Raw genomic sequence first — 22,978 nt, forward strand, 5'->3', positions numbered from 1 at the left:
AGGGAGTAGGCGGCAGGCGTCAGGGAATCCCTACCGCCTGCCGCCCACCATCTCGGCCAATCTGCGCACCGTATTCCAGTTGCGTGACGTGCCTACGCCCATGCGCTTGTGATTGGCGGCCGCAAGCAACCGTGAGCTTGGTCTTTCCCGCGAGAAGACGAGCCATATGTCGCCGCCGACCAAGAGCACCGTCTCATCCTCGGCGGCATGCGCCTGAAGCCCTGGCAGGACATCTTCGGCCACGGCTTTGCGCATCACGCGCACCGCGACCTGATCGCCGGCGTCCGTCGATTCGGTGGGGAATGGATTGCGTGACGCGAGTTTCAGCCAATCTCTGGCGCTGCGGACAATGATGTCGACGTGGCGGCCAAAGGCCGTTTCGAAAGCGGTCTCCAGCCGCTTTTCAAGGATGGGGATGGCAGTCTTTTCACTCTCGAAGACAAGGTTGCCTGTCGCCACCAAAGTGCTAACATTCCTGAGGCCAAGGCTTTCCGCCATCGCCTTGAGGTCCGACATGACGACCCGCCGCCCCGCGCCAAGAATGATGCTGTAGAGGAGCGCCACATAGGTCTGCATCAGGTGGGCCTCGCCTGAGCAATTCCAGGAAAAGTGTGAAACGGTTTTCCCACAGGAATTGCGTCGAAACAAAGGGATAGAGCGGTCCACCGTTTCCGTGAGATGGTACCTACACCAATCTGCTCTGCTCGACCGCCGCCTCGATGAAGCTGGCGAACAGCGGATGCGGATCGAGCGGCCGGCTCTTCAGCTCGGGGTGGTACTGCACGCCGATGAACCACGGATGGTCGGGATATTCGACCGTTTCCGGCAGCACGCCGTCCGGCGACATGCCGGCAAACACCAGGCCGCAATCCTCGAGCCGCTCCTTGTAGTCGATATTGACCTCGTAGCGATGGCGGTGGCGCTCGGAAATCTGGGTGTCGCCATAGATGTCGGCGATCTTGGATCCCTTGGCGAGATCGGCCTGATAGGCGCCAAGCCGCATGGTGCCGCCGAGATCTCCGGTCTCGCGGCGCTTCTCCAGCATGTTGCCTTTCAGCCATTCGGTCATCAGGCCGACGACCGGCTCGTTGGTGGGGCCGAACTCGGTCGAAGACGCATGCTCGACGCCCGCCAGCGAGCGCGCCGCCTCGATGCAAGCCATCTGCATGCCGAAGCAGATGCCGAAATACGGCACCTTGCGCTCGCGCGCGAACTTCGCCGCCAGGATCTTGCCTTCGGAGCCACGTTCGCCAAAGCCGCCGGGAACCAGGATGCCATGCACCTTCTCCAGCCATGGCGTCGGATCTTCCTTTTCGAAGATCTCCGATTCGATCCAGTCGAGCTTGACCTTGACGTGGTTGGCGAGCCCGCCATGCGACAGCGCCTCGATCAGCGATTTGTAGGCGTCCTTGAGGCCGGTATACTTGCCGACGATGGCAATGGTCACCTCGACTTCCGGATTGTGGATGCGGTCGGAGACCTTCTGCCAGGGCTCCATGCGCGGCTTCGGCGCCGGGTCGATGCCGAAGGCGGCCAGCACTTCCGAATCAAGCCCTTCCTTGTGGTAGGCCATCGGCACGTCGTAGATATGCGGCACGTCGAGCGCCTGAATGACCGCGCTTTCCCGGACATTGCAGAACAGAGACAGTTTGCGGCGCTCTTCCTTGGGGATGGCGCGGTCGGCACGGACCAGCAGGATGTCGGGAGCGATGCCGATGCCGCGCAGTTCCTTGACCGAGTGCTGGGTCGGCTTGGTTTTCAGCTCACCCGCGGTTGGGATGTAAGGCATCAGGGTCAGATGCACGTAGACGGCGTTGTTGCGCGGCAGATCGTTTCCGAGTTGGCGGATCGCCTCGAGGAACGGCATCGCCTCGATGTCGCCGACCGTGCCGCCGATCTCGCACAGCACGAAATCGTAGTCGTCATTGCCGTTGAGGACGAAATTCTTGATCTCGTCGGTGACGTGCGGGATGACCTGGACGGTGGCGCCGAGATAGTCGCCGCGCCGCTCACGCTCGATGATGTTCTTGTAGATTCGGCCGGTGGTGATGTTGTCCTGCTGATTGGCCGAGCGGCCGGTGAAGCGCTCGTAGTGGCCAAGATCGAGGTCGGTCTCGGCACCGTCATCGGTGACGAACACCTCGCCATGCTGGTACGGCGACATCGTGCCGGGATCGACGTTGAGGTAAGGGTCGAGTTTTTTGATGCGTGCGCGATAGCCTCGCGCCTGCAGGAGAGCCCCAAGGGCCGCTGCGGCAATGCCTTTTCCAAGTGAGGAAACCACGCCGCCTGTGATGAATACATATCGCGCCATGGGAGTCATCGCTTAACGCGGCCGGATTGATTCCGCCAGAGAAAAAACCACCGCGAAGGCTTTTTCCCAAGAAGGCGCTTGGACCAGGATCCCGAAACGTGGAATCCGGTTTCACGACCGAACAGGCTTGATCGTGAACGGGCAAAACAAAAGGGCCGGCTGAGCCGGCCCTTTCGGCATGATGTTAAAGACGTCAGATGATGACGACTTTGGTGCCGACCTTGACGCGGCTGTAGAGATCCATGACGTGCTCGTTCATCATGCGGAAGCAGCCATTGGAGGCGCTGGTTCCGATCGACTGCGGCGCGATGGTGCCGTGGATACGCAGATGCGTGTCCTTCTTGCCGTCATAGAGATAGATGGCGCGCGCGCCGAGCGGGTTCTGGCCACCGCCGGGCATGCCGTCCTTGTACTGGGCGTAATGCTTCGGTTCGCGCTTCTGCATGTCGAGCGTCGGGATCCAGCGCGGCCATTCCTGCTTGTCGCCGACGGCGACCGTGCCTTTGAACTGCAGGCCCTCACGGCCGACCGCGATCGCGTAGCGACGCGCGGTCGTCGATGATTCGACGAGATAGAGGCGGCGCGCGCTGGTGTCGATGACGATGGTGCCGGCATCGTAGCCGGTGAATTCCACGTCTTGCGGGACGAATTCCGGCTTCACCTTGAACGGCTTCTTGGCGTTCTTCTCGGCGAGTGCCTGGTCGAGCGCGCGCGTCTCGGGCAGATAGCTGATCGACGAGCCGGATGAGGTCCCACCAAACAGGCCGGCGAACAGACCGCCACTCGACTGCTTCTGGCCGCCGATGACCTCGCTGCGCAGTTCGCCATTGTTGCCGGTCAAGGCGACGTTCATCGCCTCGGCCGGGAGCGGCTCGGCCGACTGGATTGGCGTGATCGGTTCAACCGGCTCGATGACCTTGGTGGTCTTCTTGGCCGGCTTGGCGTCAGCCACTTCGGTTGCCTGAGCTTTCTGGCCCTTGCTGGCCAGGAACGCCTGCCTGTCCGCTTCGGCCCTGGCCTTGGCGGCTTCACGCATCGCCAGCTTCCTGGCTTCGAGCGCCTTGGCCTTGGCTTCTTCCTTGTCGGCAACGATCTTGGCCTCGAGCTTCTTGATCTGGGCGAGATCGTCCGGTGTCGGGTTTTTCTTCTTCTTAAGAAGCTTCAGTTGCGCCGCATCGCTCTTGGCTGCGACGTTGATGGCGTCGGTTTTGTTGACCGACTGGTTGGCGGCCAAATTGGCCGGCACACCGGCGAAAGCCGGGGAACTAAGGCCGATTGCGGCGCAAAGTCCCAGGAAAATGAAGCTGCGAAGCTGCATGGCGAAGATCCGATCGTTCAATGCTTGTTGCCCACGGCGTCGCCCGGCGCCCCCCAAGGACACCGAAAATGCCGCGTGCAATCTATAGTCGAATAAGCGCGTATGCCTCAAGCGCGAGACCACGCTGCTGCCCGTCGAATCTTCGTGATCGCGCAGCATTTGCCGCGACTGTGTTCAAACGATCACAGGTCGCGGCTGGGACCAGGTGGAGCTTACTGGTTCGGGACTTGCGGTGTCGCCGGCGCGGTGTTGGTGGCGCCGTTGCTTGCCGGCGGCGTCGCGCCGGCAGCAGGCGCCGTCGCCGGGGCAGTTGCCGGAGGCGTCGCCGCGGCGTCATTGCCGGATGGCGGCGTCGGTGTGGCGTTGCCGGCGGGCGCCGGCGTCGTCGTGCCGGGCAATTGATTGAGCACGCCCTTGCCGGCGCCGTCCGAAGTCGCGGGAACGCGGTCGAGAATGTCGATCGGCTTCTCGCCGTAGCGGGCAATGATCGACAACGTCAGCGACGTAACGAAGAAAGCCGCCGCCAGGATCGCCGTCGCCCGCGTCAGCGCATTGGCGGCGCCACGCGCCGTCATGAAGCCCGATCCGCCACCAATGCCAAGGCCGCCACCTTCGGAGCGTTGCAGCAGCACCACGCCGACCAGGGCGAGCACGACCATGAGATGGATGACGATCAGTACGGTTTGCATAGTTTATCCTGGCAAGACCTTGCCCGGCCGCGGACACGACCGGTGAATTGGAGGCGGCTCAATACAATGCTTTCACGGCATTTCCAAGCCCGTGGCCGGAATATGGGAAGCAACGCGCCCTTTGCAACGAATTTGGACGGGATGAGCCCCATCCAGCATCATGAATCTCAGCCGGGAATGCTGCGGTAGGCTTCCGCGATACCCAGGAAATCAGCTGCCTTCAGGCTGGCGCCGCCGACCAGGGCACCGTCGACATTCCTGACACCCAGCAACTCCACCGCATTGGACGGCTTGACCGAGCCGCCATAGAGGATGCGTATCCTGGCAGCGGCGGCGCCGAGCTTTTCCGACAGCTTTTCGCGGATATGCGCATGCGCTTCGGCCACATCGGCCGCGGTCGGCGTCAGGCCGGTGCCGATCGCCCATACCGGCTCATAGGCAATGACGGTGTTGGATGGAGTGGCACTCGGCGGCACCGAGCCGGCGACCTGGCGCGACAGTACGTCAAGCGTGGCGCCCGCTTCGCGCTGTTGCTGCGTCTCGCCGATGCAAACGATGGCCACCAATCCGGCGCGCCATGCGGCGGTTGCCTTGGCCTGGACCGTCGCATCGTCCTCACCGCGTTGTTCGCGGCATTCGGAATGGCCGACAATGACATGGCTCGCGCCCGCGTCCTTCAGCATCTCCGCCGAGATGCAGCCGGTGTAGGCGCCGCTTTCCTTGGCATGGCAGTCTTCGCCGCCGGCATGGACGGGCGTGCGTGACAGAATCTCCGCGGCATGGGAAAGCAACGTCGCGGGAACGCAGACCAGCGCCTCGGTCTCGGCGTCGAGCCCGCTCATGAACCCGTTGCCGATCATCCTGAGCTCGTTCAGCGAGGCGCTGGTGCCGTTCATTTTCCAGTTGCCGGCAACGAGCGGGCGAATTCCTGGCGTCATGGTCTGCTTCTCCGGGCGATATCAGGCTTTGGCCCTCACTACCAAAATCAGGCCACAAAGCAATCGACAGTGGGCCGGAAGGGCGCTATTGCGCTTGTTTCAGACTCGGCGCCTGCGAAAAAGGCGCACAAATCGGAAGTAACGATGCTTAGTATATTGAGAAACGCGGCGGGTACCTGGGTCGCGAAAGGTCTACTGGTGTTGCTGGTGCTCAGCTTTTTGGTCTGGGGCATCTCCGGGCGGCTGATGGGCGGCTTTGCCGGCCACGATTCGGTGATAACTGCGGGTGGCACCAAGGTATCGATCAACGAATATCGCCTCGCCTATGATCGTCAGTTGGCCGTCATGTCGCAGCAATTCGGTCAGCGCCTCACCCATGAACAGGCAAAGGCGCTCGGCATCGACAATCAGGTGCTGGCCCAGCTCGTTTCCGGCGCCGTTCTCGATGAACAGGCACGCAAGCTGGGCCTCGGCCTGTCCAAGGACCGGCTGGCCGAGTTGACGCGTGAGGATCCGGCCTTCAAGGGGCCGAGCGGTGAGTTCGACAGGAGGACGTTCGAATACCTGTTGCGCGAAGTCGGCATGCGGCCCGAGGATTATCTGAAGAACCGCGCCCAGGTTGCGGTGCGCCAGCAGATCGTCGAGGCGGTCTCGGACGGCCTCAAGGCGCCGGACGCCTTCTTCAAGGCGGTGGCGCTCTACCGCGGCGAGGACCGCACCGTCGATTACCTGACATTGCCGAAGGCGCTCGTCGAGCCGATCGACGCACCGAGCGACAGCGTGCTTAAGGCCTATTTCGAAGCCAACAAGAAGACCTACGCCGCACCCGAGTATCGCAAATTCTCCTATGTCCGCCTGGAGCCGGTGGACATCATGGATACGACCGCGGTCACCGACCAACAAGTCAGCGACGACTACAACAAGAACAAGGCGCGCTACACCACGCCTGAGATGCGCACCATCGAGCAGCTTGTCTTCAAGACGCCGGATGCGGCCAAGGCCGCGCTCGATTCGCTCAAGGCCGGCGCCACTTTCGAAAAGCTGGTGACCGCCGAAGGCAAGACTCCGGCAGACACGCTGCTTGGCACGCTTGCCAAGGACAAGATCGCCGACAAGGCGGTTGCCGATGCCGCTTTCGCGCTCAACGCCAATGAAGTCAGCCAGGTCGTTCAGGGCGCCTTTGGTCCGGTGCTGCTGCGCGTCACCGAGATCAAGCCCGAGGTGGTGAAACCGCTCGCCGAAGTCTCCGACCAGATCCGCAAGGATCTGGCGCTGGGCGAGGCAAGCCGCATCCTGCTGGATGTTCACGACAACTACGAAGACACCCGCGCCTCCGGCAGTTCCCTGGCCGAAGCAGCCGCCAAGCTGAAGCTGAAGGACGTCACCATCGACGCCATCGACCGCAACGGCCTCAGGCCGGACGGCTCGGTCGTCAAGGACCTGCCGGAATCGCCAGCGTTGATCAAGGCGGTCTTTGACGCGGAACCCAACACCGAAAACGAAGCGCTGACCACGGCCGACAACGGCTTCGTCTTCTATGAGGTCGGTTCGATCACGCCGGCTCGCGACCGTACTCTCGATGAGGTCCGCCAGAAGGTCGTCGCGGACTGGACGGCGGCGGAGACCACCAAGCGGCTCGCCGTGAAGGCGGACGAACTCGAAAAGCGGCTCAAGGCTGGCGCCACGCTGGACGTCATCGCCAACGAACTCAAGCTGGAAAAGCAGACCAAGCGCGGCCTGAAGCGCGAAGCCGACGATGCCGATTTCGGCAAGGAGGGCGCCGCCGTGATGTTCGGCGTCGGCGAAGGCGGCACCGGGCTGATCCCCTCGCCCACCGGCGACGGACAAATCCTGTTCAAGGTCGCCGAAGTATTCGAACCCGCCGGGGCCGATGCCAGCTCGGTGCCGGAGGACGCACAGAAATCCTTCACCTCCGGCATGTCGGACGATCTGCTCGACCAGTTGGTGGCGCAGTTGCAGACGCAGTATGACGTCCGCATCGACCAAGCCGCCGTTGCCCAAGCCTCGACAAGATGAGCGCGCTGAAAACCCATATCGCCAAGGTCGCGGGCGGCAACGCGCTTTCCTTCGAGGAAGCGCGCGAGGCCTTCGACATCATCATGTCGGGCGACGCGACCCCCGGGCAGATCGGCGGCTTCCTGATGGCGCTACGCGTGCGCGGTGAAACGGTGAGCGAGATTTCGGGCGCCGTCGCTACCATGCGGGCCAAGATGCTCCGCGTCGAAGCGCCCGCCGGTGCCATCGACATCGTCGGCACCGGCGGCGACAATTCCCACAGCGTCAACATTTCGACGGCATCGGCGTTCGTCATCGCCGGCAGCGGCGTTCCAGTCGCCAAGCACGGCAATCGCGGCCTGTCCTCGCTGACCGGCGCCGCAGACGTCCTGATCGCTCTTGGGCTCAAGATCGATATCTCTCCGGAAACGATCGGCGGCTGCATCCGAGAGACTGGCCTCGGCTTCATGTTCGCTCCGGCGCACCATCCCGCGATGAAGCATGTCGGCCCGACCCGTGTCGAGCTCGGCACCCGCACCATCTTCAACCTGCTCGGGCCGCTCTCCAATCCGGCTGGCGTCGTCAGGCAGATGGTCGGTGTGTTCCTGCCGGAATGGATCCTGCCAATCGCTGAGACGTTGAAGGCGCTGGGTACCGAGCATGCCTGGGTTGTTCACGGCGACGGCTATGACGAAATCACCACCACCGGCGAGACGCAGGTGGCGGAGCTGATCGGCGGCGAGATCCGCGGCTTCACGCTGACCCCGGAAGAATTTGGGCTGAAGCGCCATACCAAGGACGAGCTGCGCGGCGGCGACGCCGCTTACAATGCCAAGGCATTGCGCGACATGCTGGGCGGCGCTGCCGGCGCCTATCGCGACACCGTGCTGATGAATGCCGGCGCCGGACTGGTGATTGCGGGCAAGGCAACGACACTTGGCGACGGCATCGCGCTCGCCGCGCAAGCCATCGATAGCGGCCGGGCGCTGCAGGTCCTCGACCGATTGGTCGAAGTTTCGAACGGGTGAACCGTGTCTGACATTCTACGCAAGATCGAAGCCTACAAACGCGAGGAGATCGCCGCCGCCAAGGCACGCGTGCCGCTGGCCGAGATCAAGGCGCGCGCAAAAGATGCAGACGCGCCGCGCGGCTTTCTCGCGGCCCTCGAGGCGAAGCGCGGATCAGGCGGCTTCGCCCTGATCGCCGAAATCAAGAAGGCAAGCCCTTCCAAAGGGCTGATCCGGGCCGATTTCGATCCACCGGCGTTGGCCCGGGCCTATGAGAAAGGCGGCGCCGCCTGTCTTTCGGTCCTGACCGACGCACCGTCCTTCCAGGGCGCGCCGGAGTTCCTCACCAAGGCACGGGCTGCCGTCGCCCTGCCCGCGCTGCGCAAGGATTTCCTGTTCGATCCCTATCAAGTGTACGAGGCGCGCGCCTGGGGCGCCGACGCCATCCTGATCATCATGGCAAGCGTCGATGATGCCTTGGCGAGCGAATTGGAAGCGACCGCATTCGAACTCGGCATGGATGCGCTGATCGAGGTGCATGACGAGGCCGAAACGCAGCGTGCGGTAAAACTGTCGTCGCGGTTGATCGGCATCAACAACCGCAATCTGAGAACATTCGAAACCAGTCTTGAGACTTCCGAACGGCTGGCGGCAATGGTGCCAGGCGACCGCCTGCTGGTCAGCGAGAGCGGGATTTTTACACATGACGATTGCCTCAGGATGCAGAAGAGCGGCATCGGCACCTTCCTCGTCGGCGAGAGCCTGATGCGACAACAGGATGTCACAGCGGCGACACACTTGCTTTTGACGGGCAAGGCGGCGGTAGAGGCCGCCTGACAATGACTTCGGCCCTCACCCATCTCGGCGCGCAGGGCGAGGCCAACATGGTCGATGTCGGCGACAAGGACGAGACGACGCGCACCGCGATCGCTGAAGGGTTCGTCTCGATGCGAGCCGAGACGCTGGCAACCATCCTCGCCGGCAATGCCAAGAAAGGCGATGTGCTCGGTACCGCGCGCATCGCCGGCATCATGGCGGCGAAGAAGACGCATGAGCTGATCCCGCTGTGCCATCCGCTGCTCCTGACCAAGGTTTCCGTCGACATCGAGCCCGACCATGCGCTGCCCGGCCTGAAAGTCACTGCATTGGCGCGCGTCACCGGCAAGACGGGCGTCGAGATGGAAGCACTGACCGCCGCTTCCGTGGCCTGCCTGACCATTTACGACATGGCTAAGGCGGTGGACCGCGCCATGATCATCTCCGGCATTCGGCTGGTCGAGAAGACCGGCGGCAAGTCTGGCGACTACAAGGCTGACGCCTGATGGCGCTGGTCCCGGTCGCGGAGGCGCTCGAACGCCTTCTTGATGGTGCCGCGCCGCTGGCCGGCGAAAGCGTTCCTCTCATCGAGGCGGTCGATCGCGTGCTGGCCGAACCGGTCGTGGCGCTTCGCACTCAGCCGCCCTTCAATGCCTCGGCCATGGATGGTTATGCCGCGCGCGCGGCCGATGTAGCGTCAGTACCGTCGAGACTCTCGGTGATTGGCATGGCGCCGGCCGGCCGCGGCTTTGACGGCACGGTCGGCGAACGCCAGGCGGTGCGTATCTTTACCGGCGCCCCGCTGCCTGACGGCGCCGACACCATCGTCATCCAGGAAAACGTCCGGAATCTTGGCGATGGCAATATCGAAGTGATCGAGCCCACCGCCGGATGGCGCAATATCCGCCGCGTTGGGCTCGACTTTTCCAAAGGCGACGTCTTGCTGGAGAAAGGCCGCTTGCTCGACTCGGCGGCGCTTTCATTGGCGGCATCGGCCAACCATCCCATGGTCACCGTGGTCAAACGGCCGCTGGTCGCCATCATCGCAACCGGTGACGAGTTGTTGCCGCCCGGCAGCGAACTCGGGCCGGACCAGATCATCTCATCCAACGCTTACGGCGTCGTCGCCGCCGCGCAATCTGTCGGCGCCCGCGCGCTCGATCTCGGCATTGCCGCTGACCGCCAGGAGGCCATTGCCACGCTTGTCAGGAAAGCGGTCGCGGCCGGTGCGGATGTCATCGTCACCCTTGGCGGCGCCTCGGTCGGCGACCACGATTTGATCCATGACGTGCTGACCGGCGAAGGCATGACGCTCGGCTTCTGGAAGATCGCCATGCGCCCCGGCAAGCCGCTGATGTTCGGACGCCTAGGCGATATCAGGTGCATCGGGCTGCCCGGCAACCCCGTGGCGAGCCTGGTCTGCTCGCAATTGTTCCTGAAACCGCTTCTGGCAAGGCTCGGCGGCCGCAATCATCGCCAGGACATCCGTCAGGCGCGGCTGGGCGCCTCAATGCCGGCCAATGATCTGCGCCAGGATTATGTGCGGGCGGTAGTCAGGGAGGACGATGGCGGGCTGGTGGCGACGCCGTTCAGCATCCAGGATTCCTCGATGCTGAGGATGCTGGCCGACGCTAACGGGTTGGTCGTGCGGCCCCCGTTCGCATCCGCTTCCGCTGCCGGAGATTCCTGCAGCGTTCTGATGCTCCGCTGAAGCGCTGCCATATAAGTCGCTGATAAAATGTAAAAAATGATCTCCGCTATTCCGAGATCAAGGTCCGCGTCAGCCCATGCGCCGGATCGGCGAGCCCATCGACAATGTCGTAATGATGCCGGTCGGGCTCAACCACGGTGCTGGTAATGGCGCCAAGCCCGGTCCAGATGTTGGCCAGCAGCGCATTCTGGCGCAGGAACTCGGACCGCTCCCCGCCGCCGGCCCAGCAGGTGATGCGGACGCCATCCATGGGGCGCAGCAGTGCCGGGCTCTCGGCCTGGGCTTCGGCTTCGTCGATTGCCAGCGCCTCGTTCATGCCGGTGCGCATGAGCGGGCGCAGGTCATGGAGGCCCGAAATCGAAACGACATGGCGTATGCGCTTTGCCACATCGGCGGCCAGCGGCGTTGATATGGTCACCATGCGGCTGGCGAGATGGCCGCCGGCCGAATGTCCGGTGAGCATCAGCGGCCCCCCAACCATTGCCGCCGCCTTGCCGATCGCCGCGCCGATTTCGCGGACGATTCCGGCGATGCGAATGTCCGGGCATTGCGTGTAGGACGGCATCGCCACGGCGAAACCGCTGCTGACCGAGCCCTTGGCCAGGTGCGACCAGGTGCTCTTGTCGGACTCCATCCAGTAACCGCCATGGATGAACACGACGAGCCCCTTGGGCGAAGCCTCTGGAAGGAAAAGATCGAACCGATTGCGCGGTCGCTCACCATAGGCGATGTCGATGCGTGCCCGGCCTTGCGCCGACATCGTGTCGCGAAAGGCTTGCGCAGGTTCCCTCCACGCGGCCGGCCAGCGGTCACTGCGAGCAATATTCGCGCCGTTGGCGTAGGCATTGTCCCAATCCTCAACGCGATGTCCAAGCATCCGCACCCTCCCCCAAGCACTTCGGTTGTCACGCCAGCAATGGCCACCACAATGCCATGCGTCAATGCTCCAGCACAAAACATTTTAGGCTTGAAACAAATTTCAACTGGTGCGATCCTGCTTCACGAACAGCCGACAATGGGAGGTCTGCTGTGCTGTCCAAACCTGCGGATGTTCACCCTTTCCCGGTGGCGTCGCCGAACAGGTGTAGCCGGCTGCACGAAGCCCTCTCGCGAAAAGACGGGACCTTCAGATCCACCGCCTCGGACAGCTGCTTAGCGCACTGGCCAGGCAGCGAATGGGATAGCGGCGAGATGCTTGGGCCTTCAGCGCATATCGACACGTTCACGCGCGATCACCTGCCGCCGCCGGATCAATGGCCGGATTTCCTGCTCGACGGTTTCGATTATCCTGAACACCTCAATGCCGGCGTCGAATTGACCGATCGGCTGGTCGAGAAAGGTCTCGGCGATCACACCGCCCTGATCGGCAATGGCCGCCGCCGCACCTACAAGGAACTGTCCGACTGGACGAACAGGCTGGCGCACGCGCTGGTCGAAAATTACGGCGTTAAGCCAGGCAACCGGGTGCTGATCCGCTCAGCCAACAACCCCGCAATGGTCGCCTGCTGGCTGGCCGCCACCAAGGTCGGCGCCGTGGTCGTCAACACCATGCCGATGCTGCGCGCGGGCGAGCTCACCAAGATCGTCGACAAGGCGGAGATCACCACTGCGCTCTGCGACACCAGGCTGATGGACGAGATGACCGCCTGCGCCAAGGACAGTGCGTTCCTGAAGCAGGTGATCGGCTTCGACGGCACCGCCAACCATGATGCCGAGCTCGATCGCGCCGCCCTCGACAAGCCGGTCACCTTCACCGCCGTCAACACTGGCCGCGACGACGTCGCCCTGCTCGGCTTCACCTCGGGCACGACGGGCGTGCCGAAGGCAACGATGCATTTCCACCGCGACCTTTTGATCATCGCCGACGCCTATGCGCGCGAAATTCTCCAGGTAACGCCGGACGATATTTTCGTCGGCTCACCGCCTCTCGCCTTCACCTTCGGCCTTGGCGGCCTCGCCATCTTTCCCCTGCGCTTCGGCGCCGCGGCGACATTGCTGGAACAGGCGACGCCGCCCAACATGATTCACATCATCGAGACCTACAAGGCGACCATCTCCTTCACTGCGCCGACCGCCTATCGCGCCATGTTGAAGGCCATGGATGAAGGCGCCGACCTGTCATCGCTGCGCGTCGCCGTTTCGGCCGGCGAGACGTTGCCGGCTCCAGTCTTCGAAGAATGGACTGAGAAAACCGGCAAGCCGATCCTCGACGGCATTGGCGCCACCGAAATGCTGCACATCTTCATTTCCAACCGTTTTGGCGACATGAAGCCTGCTTCCACAGGCAAACCAGTCGGCGGCTATGAAGCACGCATCGTCGACGACGCGATGCAAGAGGTGCCGCGTGGCGAGGCCGGACGGCTGGCGGTGCGCGGCCCGACCGGCTGCCGCTACATGGCCGACGACAGGCAGAAGGAGTATGTGCGCGACGGCTGGAACCTCACCGGCGACACGTTTACCCAGGACGAGGACGGCTTCTTCCATTTCGCCGCGCGCTCCGACGACATGATCGTCAGCGCCGGCTACAACATCGCCGGCCCCGAGGTCGAGGCCGCACTGCTCTCGCATCCCGATGTCGCCGAATGTGCTGTTATCGGCGCCGAGGATAACGAACGCGGCCAGATCGTCGAGGCGCATGTCGTGCTGGTGCAAGGCGTGGCAGCAGATGCATTGACCGTCAAGCGCCTGCAGGACCACGTCAAGGCGACGATCGCACCCTACAAATATCCACGATCGGTCAAGTTCATCGCCGCGCTGCCCAAGACGCAGACCGGCAAGATCCAGCGCTTCCGGCTGCGCACGGAGAAAATCCATTGAGCGAGCCATACGATCCGGCGTCCGAAGGCGCGCAGATGTCGTTCAAGGAACGCATGTCCTACAGCGACTATCTGCACCTGGAAAAAGTGCTGGAGGCACAGACGCCGCTGTCGTCGGCGCATGACGAGATGCTGTTCATCATCCAGCACCAGACCTCGGAACTCTGGATGAAACTCGCTTTGCATGAGATCGGCGCCGCCATCCGTTCCATCCGCGCCGACCGCCTCGAGCCGAGCTTCAAGATGCTGTCGCGCGTCGCGCGCATTTTCGAACAGTTGAACAACGCCTGGGACGTGCTGCGGACCATGACGCCAAGCGAATACACCGAGTTCCGCGACGCGCTCGGCCAATCCTCCGGCTTCCAGTCCTGGCAGTATCGCGCCATCGAGTTCATGACCGGGAACCGCAACCTCGCAATGCTCGGCCCACACAAGCATCGACCAGACCTGAGCGGCAAGTTGGAAGCCATCCTGGCCGAGCCGTCGCTCTACGACGAAGCGCTGCGCCTGTTGGCACGCAACGGGTTCGACATCGGCGCCGATGCCAAGCGCACGGACTGGCGTGAAACGCGGACCGAGAATGAAGAGGTCATGGTCGCCTGGCAGACTGTCTACCGCGATCCGCAGCGCTACTGGATGTTCTATGAACTGGCCGAGAAGCTGGTCGATTTCGAGGATTATTTCCGCCGCTGGCGTTTCAACCACGTCACCACGGTCGAGCGCATCATCGGCCTGAAGCGCGGCACAGGCGGCACGTCAGGCGCATCCTACCTCAAGAAGATGCTCGAAGTCGTCCTGTTTCCAGAACTGTGGACGGTCCGCACCCGGCTTTGAGGTCTCAAGTCACCGCCGTTTTGACCGCGAAACGCGCCTCCTGCCAAGCGCCGGTGCGCAGGATGTCCTCAAGCACCTCGACCGCCTGCCAGACGTCCCTGTAGCCGACATAGAGCGGCGTGAAGCCGAAGCGGATGGTTGACGGCGCGCGGAAATCGCCGATCACGCCGCGCTCGATCAGGGCCCGCATCACCTGGTAGCCATGCGGATGGAGGAACGACACCTGGCTGCCGCGCGCATTGCCGTCACGCGGGCTTTCCAGTTCGAGCCCATAGGCGCCGCACCTAGCTTCGACGAGCTGGATGAACAGGTCAGTCAAGGCAATGCTCTTCTTGCGCACCGCCGCCATGTCGACCTCGTCCCAGATATCCAGCGCGCCCTTCAGCGCCCGCATCGACAGCACCGGCTGCGTGCCGCACAGGAACCGGAGAATGCCGCTGCCGGCGGCAAAACCCTGCTCGAAGGCGAACGGCCGCGCATGGCCCCACCAGCCGCTGAGCGGCTGATGGACATGGTTGTGATGGCGTGTCGCGGCATAGATGAAGGCCGGCGCGCCCGGGCCGCCATTGAGATATTTGTAAGTGCAGCCGATGGCGAAATCGGCATTGGCGGCATCGAGTTCGACCGGCAAGGCACCTGCGGTGTGGCAGAGATCCCAGACGATCAGCGAGCCGGCCTGGTGGGCCTTGCGCGTCAGGGCTGCCATGTCGCGCAACTGTCCGGACTTGTAGTTGACGTGGTTGACCAGGATGACGGCGACGCGCTCGTCGATCAGCTCTTCAATGGTCGGAGCATCCACGCCCTCGAGCCGCAGCACCGTGCCCGGCCGTGTCGAGGCCACGCCCTCGGCCATATAGAGATCGGTTGGAAAGCTGTCGCCTTCGGCGACGATGACCGTGCGGTCCGGCCGCATGTTGAGTGCGGCATGCAGCACCTTGTAGATGTTGATCGAGGTCGTGTCGCAGACCACCGTCTGGCCCGCCGCGGCGCCGATCAGCCGTCCCAGCTGGTCGCCAAGCGCGACCGGCATATCGAACCAGCCGGCGGTGTTCCAGGCACGGATAAGGTCCTGTGCCCACTCCTGCGTCGCGGCCTTCTGCAGCTCGTTGAAGACGGCGGGCGCCGCGGCGCCCAGCGAATTGCCGTCGAGGTAGATCACGCCTTCCGGCAAAATGAACCGGTCGCGCATGGCACGCAGCGGATCCGCCGCATCCATGGCCTCGACTGCTGCGAGATCGAGCGTTGCGCGCATGATTTGTGACGTCCCTCGGTTATTCACGTCTGATTATTCACGGATCGCTTCGCGCGCGGGTGCCGGGCCTCGGCTGCGCTTCAGGCTGGGCAGAGCAAGCATGGCGAGCACGAACAGGCCCGTGGCAAGCTTCAGGTCGGGAGGCGGCATGCCGGCGGCAAGGCAAAACGACACCAACTGGTAGTAGATGATCGCGCCGGCGAAGGGCGCCAGCAACTGGCGCCAGACCGTCTGCTTGCCGACGACGGCCTCGCCGATCATCAGCGCGGCAAGGCCGTTGATGAGAATCCCCAGCCCCATATTGACGTCGGCGAAGCCCTGCGACTGCACCATCAGCGCGCCGCTCGACGCCGAAAATGCACTCGCCAGCCCGACACCGCCAATGGTCGCCGCCCAGACATTGATGCCTTGAGCCTCGGCCATATCGGGATTGGCGCCCACGGCGCGCACGGCAGTCCCCTTCTCGGTCCTGAAAAACATATAGAGCGCCAGGAAGACGATGAGCGCGACGAGACCGGCGACAACGATCTTGCTGGCCGGAAAACCCGGCCGCGCGAACGGCACCCAGTCGAACACGGTGGGCGAGCCGAAGACGGAGAGGTTGGACTTGCCCATGATGCGAAGGTTGATGCTGTAGAGCATCGTCATCATCAGGATGCCCGCAAGAAGCGTGTGGATGCGGAAACGCAGATGGATGAAGGCTGTGCAGCAACCCGCCGCGAAGCCCGCCGCGAACGCAACCACGATGGCTGCCAGCGGTGATACGCCGGCAGCCAGCAGCACGCCGCAGACGCAGCCCCCCAGCGGAAATGCGCCTTCGCTGGTCAGATCGGGAAAATTCAGCATGCGAAACGGGATCATGATCCCGAGCACGACAAAGGCCAGGATCAGGCTTTGCGCCAGCGTGACCGGTATGATCGCGACGAAGCTGGTGAGAACCTCCTGAACAAAGCCCATGATGATCAGCTCGCCAGCAACATGCGGTCGGTCTTGACCGAAAAATGGCCGATGAGGTCGATGACCGTGACCCTCGCCTTCTCCTCGCCGGTGATCTCAAGCAGGACCCGGCCCGCATCGAGCATGATCACCCGGCTGCCATAGTCGACGGCGTGTTGCATGTTGTGGGTCACCATCAGGGTGGTCAGCTTCAGCGCGTTGACGGCGCGCACCGTCGCTTGCATGACGATCTCTGCCGTGCGCGGGTCGAGCGCGGCCGTATGTTCGTCGAGCAGCAGCAAATCCGGCGATCCGCCGACGGCCATGATCAGCGACAGCGACTGACGCTGCCCGCCCGAGAGTAGATCGACACGGGTATCGAGGCGATTTTCAAGGCCGAGGCCCAATATCGACAGGCGCTCCTTGTAGGACGCAAGCCGCGTGGCGTTCAGCCCTTGCCGCAGCGTGCGTTTTTGGCTGCGCAGGTCGGCCAGCAGCATGTTCTCCGCCACCGTCATGCTGGCGGCTGTGCCGCGCATCGGATCCTGGAAGACCCGTGCCAACCTTGCGGCACGTTTGTACACCGGCATGGCTGTCACATCGACACCATTGATCAGGATTTTGCCGGAATCCAGGACAAGAGCTCCGGAAATGGCATTGAGCATGCTGCTCTTGCCGGCTCCGTTGGAGCCGATGACGATGCCGAACTCGCCCGTGGCCAGCGACAGGCTGAGACCGTCCAGCGCGATCTTCTCGTCGGCCTGGCCCTTGTAGAATACTTTACGCGCGGATCGGATCTTCGAGCATCGTTCCTCCCTGACCTCGGGATGACGGCGCCGGCGCCGTCATCCTTCAGTGCCGATGTCAGTCGACGATGCAGCCGCAATCGGCCATCGACGCCGGTATCTCGATGCCGAACGCGGCCATCGCCTTGCGGGAAATCGTTGCCATGTGATCCTTGTAGGCCGGGCGCGACGGCGCGATCGTCTTGGGATCCTTGCCCTTGAGGATTTCGGCGGCGATGTTGCCGGCGTTGACACCGACCTGCGTGTAATTGACCGCGAAGCTTGCCGGCACCGTGCCGTTGCGGACCGCGCTGTCATCGGAGTTGACGACCGGGATTCCGGTCTGGCGAGCGGCCGCGGAAACAGCGGCGATCGCCGGCTGGATCAGGTTCGAAGCCGGGCCGTAGATCACGTCTGCCTTGCCGGCGAGCGCGGCGATGCGCTGCTGGATGTCATTGACGTTGTCGATGCCGACTTCGACGACCTCGAAGCCGGCCGCCGGTGCGGTCGCCTTGATCTTCTCGACCAGGGCGACGTCATTGGCCTCGCCTGGATTGTAAGGCACGCCGAAGCGCTTGGCGTTCGGCAGCAGCTTCTTGGTGAAGGCCATGACAGCGGCGACATCCTGCAGATCGCTGGCGCCGGTCATGCCTTCGTCTCCGGCGTCCCACGACGGCACCAGCTTGGCCGCGACCGGATCGGTGACAGCGGCGAAGACGATCGGAATGCCGGAACCGGCAAGCGCCTTCTTGGCGATCTGCGAGACCGGCGTGGTGATGGTGTAGATCAGCTTGGGCTGCTCCGCCTGTAGCTTGGCGATCATCTGCGGCACCAGCGATGCATCGAAATTGGTATGGCTCTCCGTGTAGACGACATCCTTGCCCTCGACAAAGCCATTGTCCGTCAGCGCCTTCTTGAATCCGGCTATGGCAGCGTTGAGCTGCGGATGCTCGCCGAAATTGGCGATGCCGATGCGAATCTGGTCGGCGGCGGCACTCCCCGCGCTGACCATCAATGCGCCTGCCAGGGCCAATCCCGACAGCCAAGCGGATTTGGACTTCAACATCATTTCCTCCCAGATTTGATCAGCGCCGCTCATCGGGACGGCAACTGTGGCGATCATGGTCAGTCCATCGCTTCCTGTCAAACATTATATATAATTCTTGCCATCGAGCACCATCATATATAATTTTCACATGCCCGACGATGGACGGATCGCGATGCAGGACCAGAACAACTCCACGAAAACCGAGGCGGCCTATCAGCTGCTGCGGCGCGATATCCTGACCACACGCCTCATGCCGGGCGCACCGCTCAAGCTGAGTGCGCTGCGCGGTCTATACGGCGTCGGCTGGACACCGCTGCGTGAAGCCTTGTCTCGACTTGAGGCCGAGCGCCTGGTTACCGCCATCAGCAATCGCGGCTTTGCCGTGGCTCCGGTGTCGCGGGCCGAACTCGAGGACCTGGCTCGCGCACGGATGGTTGTGGAGATGCCGCTGTTCCTGGAATCGATCGAGAAAGGCGGCAGGGAATGGGAGGACGCGGTTGTCACCGCCCACTACCGGCTCTCCCGCTGCAAGACCGCGGTCGACGACCCCTCGGATGCGGCCGTCGACCAGTGGGACGAGAGCCACGAGGCCTTTCACGGGGCACTGCTGAGTGCCGCGACGTCCAACTGGCTGTTGCGCTTCCGTTCGACAATCGCCGATCAGTTGCGGCGGCATCATCGGTTTCTCGGCCTGGCGCCGACATTGCGGGCGGCCGCCGGCCTCAAGGATGGTTATGGCGAGGCAATGGACGCTCTTCGAGAGGCGATCGCGATCGAGCATCACACCGCGATCATGGAAGCGGCCCTCGATCGCGATGTCGAGCGGGCAAAGGCGCTGATGACGGCGCATATCGGCTATACGCTGCATGTCTACGTTCATAGCGAGGACGGCGGCGCGAACAACTACACCGCACGCGCCGGCAGCCTGAAAGCAATTTCCGGATGACTTCAGCGTTATTGCTCTCGAAGCATGATCGTTGGCGTTTTGATTTCGTTTCGTTCCGCCAGGAATGGATCGAACAACGACGCGATCCAGCCTCTGGACGCCCTCTAGAAACTGATTCCAAGGTCCATCAAGGGTAGGCCACAGGCCATTAACCAAAATGATTTCAATGCTCGCGCTGGCGGCGAAGGCGGCCGATCGCTGCCCGCTGCCGGCGGCAGACAATTTCAGATGCCTTAACAAATTCACTAAACTTTAAACAGTTGCGGAACACAACTGGAACAGATAGTGTTTGTTCTGGGTTTGTTTTTCGATTCCGATTCCCTTCGTTCAATGCCTGGGGGGCGCCATGCTGACGCGTAAGCAACATGAACTGCTGATGTTCATTCATGAACGGCTGAAGGAAAGCGGTATCCCGCCTTCCTTTGACGAGATGAAGGAGGCGCTGGATCTCGCCTCCAAGTCAGGGATACATCGCCTGATCACGGCGCTGGAGGAACGCGGCTTTATCAGGCGGCTGCCCAACCGGGCGCGGGCATTGGAAGTGCTGCGACTGCCGGATTCGATCGCGCCCGGCCTCAACGCGGCAAAGAAATTCTCGCCGAGTGTCATTCAAGGCAGTCTTGGTCAGGGCGGCCTAGGCCGTCAGATCAAGCCGGCGCCGTCGCGCTTGCCCTCTGCCGGCAATGACTACGACGCGGTCTCTGCCGTGTCGATCCCGGTGATGGGCCGTATCGCCGCAGGTGTGCCGATCGATGCCATCCAGCATCAGACGCATTCGATCTCGGTGCCTCCGGACATGATCATGGGTGGCGAGCACTATGCGCTGGAGGTCAAGGGTGACTCGATGATCGAGGCCGGCATCTTCGATGGCGATACAGTCATTATCCGCAACGCCGATACGGCGAGCCCAGGCGAGATCGTCGTGGCGCTGGTCGACGAGGAGGAAGCGACCTTGAAGCGGTTCCGCCGCAAGGGCGCCTCGATTGCCCTTGAAGCCGCCAACCCGGCCTACGAGACGCGCATTTTCGGGCCGGACAGGGTCAAGGTGCAAGGCAAGCTAGTCGGCCTGATCAGGCGCTACTGAGCAGGAGCGGCCGGCGTTTCAGGTTTTTGATAGGGCGGCAGTCCCCTCGCCTCACGCGAAAACTTTCGTTGCGTGTGCCAGGGCCGATAGGGCCCGTCCACGGCGAAGCTGATGGTTGGCGGGCTGGTCGCCGATTGGCGGTCGAAGAAGACAGCGGCACTGCCCTTGCGTGCGAGTTGCCGTTTGGTAACGACGAGAACCAGCGGGTTGTGGCAGGCATCGTAGCCCGTCGCATCATTGACAACGATCAGGTCGGCGAAGCCGCAGGCCTTCCAGGTAGCCTTGCGGTCTTCGACATGCGCGATGATCGCGCCAGACGGATGCCGGGCGAGACAGATGCCCTCCGTGCAATAAAACGGCGCCCCCGGCGGCAGATTGACCGCATCGGCCAAGTCGAATTGCCCGTCCGCCTTGTTGAACATCTCCGGCACGACGATGGTTTCGGACACCAGCGCGCGTTTCCAATTGTCGACGGTGAATTCGTTTGGACGAGCCCGGCTGACCGCGAGTTCGCCGCCGCCGATCGGCAGCGCAACCAGCCGCGCGTCTTCGGAGATCAGCACGTCCGGCGTGCGTGTATCCGACACTGTCAACAGGCCGGCGAGCGCGAATGGCACTGCCGCGAGCCGCAGCCATGTCGTCGCCATCGTCGCGATGACCAGGGCGATCGTCACCAGCAGCACGGAGTGTTGTGAAATCAGCCCGACCGCATCGACGGGGGAGCGTTCCGATATCCACGCCGATATGGCGATCATCGCGGTCAGGCCCTTGCCCATGAGGTAGAGAAAAGGTCCGTCCAGACCGAAGGGCATTGTCAAGGCGCTGACAACCGCCAGAAACATGACGACTGAGACAATTGGCATGACAGCCAGATTTGCGAACAGGCTGAGCGGCGACACACGCTGGAAGTGCCATATGGCAAACAGCGCCGTGGCGCTGCCGGCAATGATGGACGTCATCGCCACCCCTCCCGTGAGCGCGAGGAATTTTCGCGTCAGGAACCCCGGCAGGGATCGCCTTGGCGGTGGCGGTCTTGTCTTTCCCGCACGGTGATCCGCCCAGCCGGCATAGGCGCCGACCAGTGCGGCCGTCGCGGCGAACGACATCTGGAAACTCGGGCCGACCACTTCATGCGGCGACACCACGATGACGGCGATCGCCGAGATAGCGAGGTTGCGCATGGTCAGCGCCGCGCGATCGAACAATACGGCAATCAGCATCACCGCCAGCATGATGAAGCTGCGCTCGGCGGCAACGACGACGCCTGAGATGACGAGGTAGGCGGCGATCGACAACAGTGCCGCGGCGGCCGCATATTTCTTCACCGGCCGACGCGCGGAAAAATCCGGGAAAAGCGCGAAGGCACCGCGCAGCAGACCCATGATGGTGCCGGCGACCAGCGCCATATGCAGTCCCGATATGGAGATGATGTGATAGATGCCAGTGCGCCGCATCGCTTCGTTGATTTCATCGGGAATGCCGGCGCGCACGCCAACGATCAGCGCTGCCGCGATCTCGCCTTCGGCGCCGCCAACAACGCCCCTGATATGGTCGGCGATGGCTTCGCGCGCATTTTCTATCCCCGAAAACAGGCGGGCCGACAGCGGCATCTCATCGTCGTCGGCGGAGATGATTTTTGGATTGCCAAGGAAGAAGCCGCTGCCACCGATGCCGGCAAAGTAGCTGTCGAAGGAGAAATCGTAGCTGTCCGGCCGCACCGGACCGGTCGGCGGCAGCAGTTTGGCATAGCCCGATATCAGCGAGCCGGCGGTCATGTCGTCAGGTATCTTGCGCGCTGAAAGCCGGACCCTTTCCGGCGCGTAACGCAGTTTTGGCCGCGCCGTCGACGTCACGTCTATCGTCAATCGGATGCGGCCGGTCTCCATGCGCTCGAGCGAGACGACGCGGCCGGTCACTTGCGTCGAGATTTCCGAACCCAGCATCCGGGTGCCCGCCCGCCAGGTCTCGACCTTGGCGGCAAGCAGGCCCAGCGCGCACAACAATGCCGCCATGAAAGCCAGATGGGTTTTCGGCCAGGAGCGCGAGACAAGCGCACAGATCGCCATCAGCACGACGATCGCGACGGGCTTTGCGAAGTCAGGCTCCGCCGCCAGCGAATAGTAGCCGATCGCACCCGCGGCCAGGCAGACCGGCACCAGCAGGAAGGCAGCGCCTCGGTCAAGCTCCAGTTCCGCTGCCGTCGTCACACTGTGGCGCAGGCGACGCAAGGAAGCCTGGCCGATTTGCCGCCCGACACGCGCAATCCGGCCAGTGGCGGGCGGAATTGGTGCTGGGGCACCCGCTGGCAAAGGTTGGCTGCCGGAGCCGGGAAGGAGAGGTGATGGCGGCAGCGAGGCCGGCGGCGGGATCGCAAACAGGGACCGCTCGCTGACGCCAACAACAGCGTCCTCGCCCTGATCCGAGCCCCGGCCACGTCCAGCCATCGGGTCTGCCCCTTGCACCCCTGA

At 63.1% G+C, this 22,978-nt stretch carries 20 protein-coding genes; 9 read left to right on the forward strand and 11 right to left on the reverse strand.

Annotated elements, in window-relative coordinates; genetic code table 11:
• Positions 1-30 precede the first annotated feature (30 nt).
• The 5 genes from AC1VON_RS21145 to tpiA form a co-directional block, all read right to left on the reverse strand.
• On the reverse strand, positions 31-576 hold the full coding sequence (locus AC1VON_RS21145) for a DUF1697 domain-containing protein (protein WP_483124732.1): 546 nt from the start codon (positions 574-576) through the stop codon (positions 31-33).
• Between the two features lie 109 nt (positions 577-685).
• Complete coding sequence (locus AC1VON_RS21150; RefSeq protein ID WP_483124733.1) at positions 686-2,323, reverse strand: CTP synthase; 1,638 nt, start codon at positions 2,321-2,323, stop codon at positions 686-688.
• 184 nt (positions 2,324-2,507) lie between these two features.
• Positions 2,508-3,632 (reverse strand): L,D-transpeptidase, encoded by a 1,125-nt coding sequence (locus tag AC1VON_RS21155; protein WP_483124734.1) that lies wholly within the window; start codon positions 3,630-3,632, stop codon positions 2,508-2,510.
• 212 nt (positions 3,633-3,844) lie between these two features.
• The gene (gene secG / locus AC1VON_RS21160) at positions 3,845-4,321 is read right to left on the reverse strand and encodes a preprotein translocase subunit SecG (protein ID WP_483124735.1); all 477 of its coding nucleotides are present in this window, start codon (positions 4,319-4,321) and stop codon (positions 3,845-3,847) included.
• Positions 4,322-4,488: 167 nt separating this feature from the next.
• The gene (gene tpiA, locus AC1VON_RS21165; RefSeq protein ID WP_483124736.1) at positions 4,489-5,259 is read right to left on the reverse strand and encodes a triose-phosphate isomerase; all 771 of its coding nucleotides are present in this window, start codon (positions 5,257-5,259) and stop codon (positions 4,489-4,491) included.
• 144 nt (positions 5,260-5,403) lie between these two features.
• Here tpiA and AC1VON_RS21170 point away from each other — a divergent pair, with 144 nt between their 5' ends.
• Genes AC1VON_RS21170 through AC1VON_RS21190 form a run of 5 tightly spaced genes read left to right on the forward strand, consistent with a single transcriptional unit; the run spans position 5,404 to position 10,809 of the window.
• Positions 5,404-7,296: a peptidyl-prolyl cis-trans isomerase gene (locus AC1VON_RS21170; RefSeq protein ID WP_483124737.1), complete on the forward strand. Its 1,893-nt coding sequence runs from the start codon at positions 5,404-5,406 to the stop codon at positions 7,294-7,296.
• Positions 7,293-8,303 carry an anthranilate phosphoribosyltransferase gene (trpD, locus tag AC1VON_RS21175; protein ID WP_172350486.1) on the forward strand — a complete coding sequence of 337 codons (1,011 nt, stop codon included), beginning with the start codon at positions 7,293-7,295 and terminating at the stop codon, positions 8,301-8,303. Before AC1VON_RS21170 ends, trpD begins: the two co-directional genes overlap by 4 nt.
• A 3-nt stretch (positions 8,304-8,306) precedes the next feature.
• Complete coding sequence (gene trpC / locus AC1VON_RS21180) at positions 8,307-9,119, forward strand: indole-3-glycerol phosphate synthase TrpC (protein WP_483124738.1); 813 nt, start codon at positions 8,307-8,309, stop codon at positions 9,117-9,119.
• Positions 9,120-9,121: 2 nt separating this feature from the next.
• On the forward strand, positions 9,122-9,604 hold the full coding sequence (gene moaC, locus AC1VON_RS21185; RefSeq protein WP_172350484.1) for a cyclic pyranopterin monophosphate synthase MoaC: 483 nt from the start codon (positions 9,122-9,124) through the stop codon (positions 9,602-9,604).
• Complete coding sequence (locus AC1VON_RS21190; protein WP_483124739.1) at positions 9,604-10,809, forward strand: molybdopterin molybdotransferase MoeA; 1,206 nt, start codon at positions 9,604-9,606, stop codon at positions 10,807-10,809. The genes moaC and AC1VON_RS21190 overlap by 1 nt, the downstream gene beginning before the upstream one ends.
• A 46-nt stretch (positions 10,810-10,855) precedes the next feature.
• Here the strand turns inward: AC1VON_RS21190 and AC1VON_RS21195 are convergent, their stop codons facing one another.
• A complete protein-coding gene (locus tag AC1VON_RS21195; RefSeq protein WP_483124740.1) occupies positions 10,856-11,686 on the reverse strand; it encodes an alpha/beta hydrolase in 831 nt (276 codons plus the stop codon).
• Between the two features lie 314 nt (positions 11,687-12,000).
• Here AC1VON_RS21195 and AC1VON_RS21200 point away from each other — a divergent pair, with 314 nt between their 5' ends.
• Both AC1VON_RS21200 and kynA read left to right on the forward strand, forming a co-directional pair.
• Positions 12,001-13,626, forward strand: a complete 1,626-nt coding sequence (locus AC1VON_RS21200) for a benzoate-CoA ligase family protein (RefSeq protein ID WP_483124741.1) — start codon at positions 12,001-12,003, stop codon at positions 13,624-13,626.
• Entirely contained in the window at positions 13,623-14,459 is an 837-nt protein-coding gene (gene kynA / locus AC1VON_RS21205) for a tryptophan 2,3-dioxygenase (RefSeq protein WP_483124742.1), read from the forward strand. Before AC1VON_RS21200 ends, kynA begins: the two co-directional genes overlap by 4 nt.
• A 4-nt stretch (positions 14,460-14,463) precedes the next feature.
• Here kynA and kynU read toward each other — a convergent pair whose 3' ends face one another.
• From kynU to AC1VON_RS21225, 4 genes are all read right to left on the reverse strand, one after another.
• Positions 14,464-15,711, reverse strand: coding sequence for a kynureninase (gene kynU, locus AC1VON_RS21210; RefSeq protein WP_483124743.1), 1,248 nt, complete (start codon positions 15,709-15,711; stop codon positions 14,464-14,466).
• A 33-nt stretch (positions 15,712-15,744) separates the two neighbouring features.
• Entirely contained in the window at positions 15,745-16,668 is a 924-nt protein-coding gene (locus AC1VON_RS21215; RefSeq protein ID WP_172350479.1) for an ABC transporter permease, read from the reverse strand.
• A gap of 5 nt (positions 16,669-16,673) precedes the next feature.
• On the reverse strand, positions 16,674-17,444 hold the full coding sequence (locus tag AC1VON_RS21220) for an ABC transporter ATP-binding protein (RefSeq protein ID WP_483126353.1): 771 nt from the start codon (positions 17,442-17,444) through the stop codon (positions 16,674-16,676).
• Positions 17,445-17,511: 67 nt separating this feature from the next.
• Positions 17,512-18,498, reverse strand: coding sequence for an ABC transporter substrate-binding protein (locus AC1VON_RS21225; protein WP_483124744.1), 987 nt, complete (start codon positions 18,496-18,498; stop codon positions 17,512-17,514).
• 154 nt (positions 18,499-18,652) lie between these two features.
• Between AC1VON_RS21225 and AC1VON_RS21230 the strand changes: the two genes are divergently transcribed.
• Both AC1VON_RS21230 and lexA read left to right on the forward strand, forming a co-directional pair.
• Entirely contained in the window at positions 18,653-19,426 is a 774-nt protein-coding gene (locus tag AC1VON_RS21230; RefSeq protein WP_172350476.1) for a GntR family transcriptional regulator, read from the forward strand.
• 346 nt (positions 19,427-19,772) lie between these two features.
• The gene (lexA, locus tag AC1VON_RS21235) at positions 19,773-20,510 is read left to right on the forward strand and encodes a transcriptional repressor LexA (protein WP_172350475.1); all 738 of its coding nucleotides are present in this window, start codon (positions 19,773-19,775) and stop codon (positions 20,508-20,510) included.
• On the opposite strand, the gene AC1VON_RS21240 is transcribed toward lexA, so the two are convergent.
• Positions 20,504-22,954, reverse strand: a complete 2,451-nt coding sequence (locus tag AC1VON_RS21240) for a ComEC/Rec2 family competence protein (protein WP_483124745.1) — start codon at positions 22,952-22,954, stop codon at positions 20,504-20,506. The two genes, lexA and AC1VON_RS21240, sit on opposite strands and share 7 nt — an antisense overlap.
• Between the last annotated feature and the right edge of the window lie 24 nt (positions 22,955-22,978).

The organism is Mesorhizobium sp. HAY1-8B (assembly GCF_056868045.1).